The 6,548-nt window shown below is 53.2% G+C and carries 5 protein-coding genes; all 5 read right to left on the minus strand.

The features are described from left to right. On the minus strand, positions 1-786 hold a 786-nt coding region (locus VMT62_08720), incomplete at its 3' end, for an FAD binding domain-containing protein (GenBank protein HVN96497.1). A 3-nt stretch (positions 787-789) separates the two neighbouring features. Then, on the minus strand, positions 790-3,090 hold the full coding sequence (locus VMT62_08725; GenBank protein HVN96498.1) for a xanthine dehydrogenase family protein molybdopterin-binding subunit: 2,301 nt from the start codon (positions 3,088-3,090) through the stop codon (positions 790-792). A 2-nt stretch (positions 3,091-3,092) separates the two neighbouring features. Continuing rightward, positions 3,093-3,668, minus strand: a complete 576-nt coding sequence (locus VMT62_08730; protein HVN96499.1) for a (2Fe-2S)-binding protein — start codon at positions 3,666-3,668, stop codon at positions 3,093-3,095. Between the two features lie 89 nt (positions 3,669-3,757). Continuing rightward, positions 3,758-5,353 carry a long-chain-fatty-acid--CoA ligase gene (locus VMT62_08735; protein HVN96500.1) on the minus strand — a complete coding sequence of 532 codons (1,596 nt, stop codon included), beginning with the start codon at positions 5,351-5,353 and terminating at the stop codon, positions 3,758-3,760. A gap of 37 nt (positions 5,354-5,390) precedes the next feature. Beyond that, positions 5,391-6,212, minus strand: coding sequence for an IclR family transcriptional regulator (locus VMT62_08740; protein HVN96501.1), 822 nt, complete (start codon positions 6,210-6,212; stop codon positions 5,391-5,393). Positions 6,213-6,548 lie beyond the last annotated feature (336 nt).

A 6,548-nucleotide genomic window follows, 5' to 3' on the forward strand; every position in this document is an offset into this window, starting at 1 on the left:
TATGGCAATCTTTTTGCCGGACTCGTCTTTGGGCGGTTCATAGAAGTCCCGGACATTTTCGAGCATATAGTCGCCGAGCGCGCGCTCCACGCAATTGATCGCAACGGCCTCATCAAATTCCTTTCGATTACATTGAGGCTCGCAGTAGACCGGACATATCCTGCCTGTGATGGCGGCAAGAGGGTTGTAGTCCATAAGTACCCGTGCGGCGCTTGCGGGATCGCCGCTACGCACCCTGCTTAAGTATGAAGGGATGTTCGTGGAAGCCGGGCAATGGCCAACGCAGGGATACTCAGTCATGGGGGCAGCGCCGAATATCGAGTGATATCGGTTGTCGCCTGCGAGCGCGCTGCATATCCGGCCGCCTTTACGCAGACAGGTAATGGGACCGCCGATCTGCGCTGGATATCGGTAGTACCAACACCGTACGTCCTGAGCCAGGTTTCCGCCTATCGTAGCCATATTCCTGATGTGTGGACTTGCCACTGAATGGGCCGCATCAGCGAGAAGACTATATTCTTTCTTGACCTCAGGGGACTTAGCAATGTCGGCAAGCCTGGTGAGCGCGCCAATTTTCAACCCCTTTTTGTCTGACTTGATATAGTGGAGACCTTCAATAGTCTTTATATTGATGATCGCCTCCGGATATTCGGGAAGACATTTGTCCCTCATGGCGCCAAGCAGGTCTGTGCCGCCTGCGTTCACTTTTGCCTTTCCATCATAGTGCGCGAGAAGTTTTAGCGCTTCTTTGATCGATTCTGCATTATAGTGTTCGAATGGTTTCATCGCTTACCTCCCCTCGCCGTTTGAACGGTTGGAAACATTTGGGTCGATCCTGCCTAAGGCTTTGAGAATCCTGTTGGGTGTTACCGGATACTCGTACAGCCATTTGCCCACGGCATTGGAAACCGCCATCAGTACCGCCGAAGGACCTGGTGACGTTGCCACCTCTCCCACACCGATTGCGTGAAAACGGTGGGTGGGGAACGGTGTTTCGAGTACGACGTGGTCGACTCTAGGCAGATCGGAGAAGGTACGCCACTTGTAATCGATCATGTTGGCGTTGACAATATGGCCCGTGCGGTGATCAATGATCGTCTCCTCAAAGATGGCGCTGTCGATACCGGCTGAGCCGAAACAGCCGTTAAGCTGTCCTTCGAGACCCTGCGGATCAATCACCTGTCCGACGTCCGTTGCGTTTACCACATGCACAAGGTCCACCTTTCCCGTTTCGGTGTCCACCTCGACCTCCACGAAGGTCATCATACAGTTGCACATGGTAAAATCCGGTTCAAATCGGCCGTAGCCGAGTATGGTTCGGTCGTTGCCCATGGCCCTCCACTTCATTGTCTTCTCCGGATTGTCCTTCACAAAAACCACGCCGTCAGCCGTGTCAAGCTCTTCGGGGCTCACGTTGAGTTTGGGAGCCGCAAATTCGAGGAGCTTACGTTTCGCATCCTCAGCGGCGTTGATCACGGCGCTGCCGATCGCGTAGGTGCCCCGGGAGCCCACCGGTCCGAATTCAAAAGGCGTTACCAGCGAATCGGCGGGCGTCATGGAGATATTTTCCGGTGGAATCTGGAGAACCTCCGCGGCCATTTTGGCATAGTTGCTCTTCTGTCCGGTGCCATGCTCGGCTACGCAGAGAAAGATTGTTGCGGTGCCGTTATAACCGAGCTGAACGTAAGCTTCGGCCGCGTCCTCACCTACATCGGCGTTCCCGTGCACGCCGACCCCGATGCCTCTGCGTTTGGAGCCATTCACTGCGCTCGCCTTGAGCCAGCCTTTCCACTTGTCTTTCCAACCGAAGGTCTCGGCGCCTTTATCCATGGCTTGGGAGAAGTCAATCCCGCGATAGTTGAACCAGTTGCCGTCACGCCAGTAGTATCCGCCCCCCGGCTTCACGAAATTTTTCTTGAGAACTTCGAAGGGATCAAGTCCGGCTTTTTCCATGGCGAGACAGAGAAGCGGAATGAAGGAACACTTCAATTCCTGCCCGCCGAAACCACGGGTACTCCCTGAGGCGTTCCGGTTCGTTGCAACGATGATATTCTTCAGGTCCCAGTTGGGACATTGGGCCATGATCATGAGCTCCCCTGAACCAACGGCAACCTGGGCCTGGGTTGTGAATGAGTAATATCCTGTGTCCACATACCAGGTGCCCTTTATGGCGGTCAGGGTGCCATCCTTCTTCATACCTACCCGTGCGTTGATACGGGAGCCGACCCTTAAGACAAAGGAGGCAAGATGTTCCTCTTTTGTGAAAACGACCTTCACGGGCCGGCGGGTAGCCTTGGAGAGAACCACCGCGTAACTCTGTACCTGCCAGCACATGATTTTCGTTCCAAAGCCGCCCCCGCATTGAGGTCCGATGGTCCGTATGTCCAATTGCCTGTTGAAAACATGGAAAAGTGTTACTTTATCCATGTACGGGGCCTGGGTAGTCCCCCAGACCGTCACCTTGTTCGGCTCTTCCCACTGAGCCACGGCGGCTACGGATTCGGGCGGCATTGCGTTGGGGATGTTCTCATACCCGAATGTGCCCTCCGTAATGACGTCCGCTTCCGCAAACCCTTTGTCCACGTCGCCTCTGACAACGCCCTTCAAACAGTTGGGTCCGTAAATGATTGTGCCGCCGGGCAGTATATTGTCGGGATATTCATCATAGACTGCCGGTGCTCCGGGCCTTAGCGCTTCATCGATATCGAAGACGGCGGGCAGGACCTCGTATTCCACAGCAATGAGGCTTATGGCCTCTTCCGCTATCTCTTGTGTGGTGGCGGCCACAAGCGCCACCGCATCGCCCACATATCTCACTTTCTTGTCGAGGATACGGACGTTGCGAGGCGTCCCTCCTCTGTAGTCCGGGAGGTCCTTCCATGTGAGCACCGCCTGAACGCCCGGAAGTTTCTCAGCTTTGCTCTTGTCAATATCCTTGATTAATGCATGCGCGTAAGGACTTCTCAATACCTTTCCGTAGAGGAGATTCTGAAATTTGAGATCGTCAAGATACTGTGTGGCGCCCGTGACTATGTCAGAAGCGTCCCTTCGCGGCGACTGCCTGCCTATATATCGGTAATTGTTTCCCATGGCTATTTCCCTCCTGCGGGCTGGTATCCGCCCCGTGAGACCGCCAGAGCATCGTCAGAGACCGATTTAACCGCCTTGATAACCTGGTACTGGCTGATGCATCGGCAGAAATTACCCGAAAGGGCCTCTTTTATTTCGTCTTCTGTGGGATACGGATTTTCGTTAAGCAGAGCCCTGGCGGTCATGATTATACCCGGCGTGCAGAATCCGCACTGGAAGGCCGTATAGTCAATAAACGCCTGCTGAAGAGGATCGAGTTCTCCTGTTTCCTGGTTTCTTAAGCCTTCAATAGTGGTTATGGATTTGCCGTCGCATTCTACGGTGAGGATTTTGCACGAAAGAACGGGCTTGCCTTGCATAATCACCGTACAGGCCCCACAGGCGCCGTTATCGCAGGAGATCTTAGTACCCGTGAGACCGAGAGTTTCCCTTAATGTGTGAGAGAGGGTGTGAAAGGCCTCTACCTCGCCTAATCTCGAACCCTGAGCCAGCTCAAAAGGCCGACCGTTTATGGTGAGGCTAATGGGTCTTAACTCTTGTGTCTTCTTCCTCTTTTGATGCGTATTTTTCGTTGCCATGTTTTTACCTCCCTAGGCTTAAGAAGGACCGCGTTTGGTATGAATTCCCGCAGCAATTAACACCATCCCACGCCACCCCTTTGCGTTTGCTATTTTTTTTCACGGTATGCCGCCCTTAATTCTTTCTTCAGAATCTTCCCTTGAGGATTCTTGGGCAGTGCTTCCACAAATTCAACCGACCTCGGCGCCTTGTATCGGGCGATCCTTTCCTTGCAAAAGGTTATTATCTCATCTTCGGTAGCTGACATGCCCTTTTTCAGGGTGATAACCGCGTGCACACGCTCGACCCATGTCTCGTCGGGAACACCTATCACGGCGCACTCAGCCACCGCAGGATGGCGGTAGAGGACTTCTTCCACTTCTCTCGGGTAAACATTCTCTCCGCCCGTAATGACGAGGTCTTTTTTCCTGTCCACGATATACATGTAACCGCTGTCGTCGTAGTAGCCCATGTCGCCGGTAAAGAGCCATCCGTCAATGATGGCCTCATCGGTGAGCTCGGGCTTACGCCAGTATTTGACCATGATCGATTTACTCTGCACGATAATATCACCCACGGTGTGAGGTTGAACGTCATTGCGGTTTTCATCGACGATCCTCGCGTGGACCCAGATACATGGTTGTCCGCAGGACGTGAGCACCTTCTGCTCCTCCTGGGATTTATCTATCACATCATGTGATTCCCTGGAGAGAATCGATATGTCAGGACCCGATTCGGTCTGGCCGTAGCCCTGGGCGAATACGGGGCCAAACCTTGCCATCCCGCGCTTGAGTAATTCGAGCGGCATGGGAGAGGCCGCGTACCACATCCTTTTTAAGTATTTGAGGTCGTATCTCTCGACATCAGGTGCGGAAAGAAAGCTCACAAGTTGCGTGGGGACAATATGGATGTCCGTGGCCTTCTCATCTTCGAGGGCTTTGAGCGTGGCTTGAGGATCAAAGGAACGCTGGGGCATGATGACGTTGCAGGCCCCGACCGAGAAGAAAGCCCAGAAATGGGACCAGCCGCCGATATGGAAAAGGGGCAGGATCATAATGTGTTTATTGTCAGGTTGAAGGCCTACCTGCAGCGCTTTTGTCCGGGCTTCCTCAAGCTTACGGTAGTGGGTATAAACGGCCCCACGGGGCACCCCTGTGGTGCCGCTTGTATAAAAGATGATAAAAGGATCATCTTCGCTCACGTCCACGGAGGGCTCTTCACGTGGATAGTCGGTGATCAGATGTTTGTAAGCATGCATGCCGTCTCTCTCACCCTCGAGGCAGACGTATGTCGCGACACCGGGAAGACGCGGACGAAGCTCATTAATGGTCTCAATGAATTCGGGACCCACGAACAGGGCCTTTACTTCGGAATAGTTAATGATATAGTCGAGCTCTTCGACCTGCATCCTTGGATTGAAGGGCGATACGATAAATCCCCCCTTCATGGCCGCACCGGTAATATCGGTGCACTCCAGGCAGTTCCAGGCAAGGATGCCGATACCGTCGCCTTTGTTGAGGCCGAGACGGGTAAGGGAGTTAATCAGGGCGTTTACCCGTGCGTTGAACTCGGAAAAGGTGATCCGTTGCGGGCCGCAGATGAAAGCCTCCCTGTCCGTGCTGAGCAGGGCGTTTCTGTAAATGATGTCAGCATAGGTACCGATTCTGTATCGGCTCAATTCCTTGAGAATAAGCCTTTGAGACATGTTCTTCCTCCCGTATTCTGTACCTTCCCGGGCTAAACTACCCTGCGCTATGATTTGGGGCGAGCGCCATACTCTTCGGATCCGTCCTGGCACCCAGCTGTTTTGAAAGAGTCTGTGCTGCGAGCGCAACGGACGGACCTAATTGTCTCGGGACATCAGGAGAGAAGAGTCCTATGACCGCGATATATCCGATAGGTATCTCTCCGATGCCGAGCACCGGCGCAGCAACGGTAATGAGCCCAGGTTTTATCTCACCTAAGTCAACGGCAAAGCCATCCCGGCGGCACTGGGTAAGCTCTTTCTCGAGCCTCACCCTGTCGAGCTTTTCAGGTTTTCCGTGAAAGTAGAGTTTCTTATGGTTAAGGAGTTCGTCGGCCTCACCTTTGGGGAGAAAGGCCGCTATGGCCTTGCCGTGAGAACCGAGCGTGAGCGGAAAACGGTGGCCGACCCGAATAGTAACACCAATGTCCCTGTCCACTTCCTGCTTTGCGACAACAAACACACTGTTCTCGGCGATGAGTCCAAGGGTCGCCGTACCGCTCGCTTTTCCGGAAAGTTCCTTGAGCATGGGCGCGGCAAGTCGTGCGGCATCAGTATTATCGATAACCTTTCTTGAGAGTGCAATGAGACCGGGGCCCAGTGAATATCCTTTTCCATCGACATTCCTCTGAACCACACCGAATTTCTGCAACGTGCGCAGAATGGAAAAGGCCTTACTTTTGTGGATGCTCGCCTGGGCACAAATCTCTGTCAGGCTCATGTGGGAGGAGGGGGCTTGAGACATGAGGAACAAGACGCGAAAGCTCTGTTCTACAGCGGGAACCATATATCTTTCATCTGCGGATTGAGGTTTGTCCATGATCATCGGCGCTGGTCCCTCGAAGTTCTATCAGTAGAACCAATGTTTTATATATCAAACATATCATGGTAGAGTGGACTTGTCAAGATAATATGTCCACGCGTTTGGACATCTCATCCTACAGGCGTGCCGTCAGTTCTGTATTCAATATTCGGATGGGTATGTTTCCACTATCCTGCAACCTTGAGGGACAATAAGGTTATTCAACTTCGAAATTTTCGGATTTAAAATGGCTGTAATACCTGCCGTCCTGAGCGGAGAATTTGAGCACGCAATAATCGGGGTCGGTCACGCCCCCGGGGTAGTACATCTCGTCGCCGGCGCGCCAGATCATTT

The organism is Syntrophorhabdaceae bacterium (assembly GCA_035541755.1).
Taxonomy (GTDB): Bacteria; Desulfobacterota; Syntrophorhabdia; order Syntrophorhabdales; family Syntrophorhabdaceae; genus PNOF01.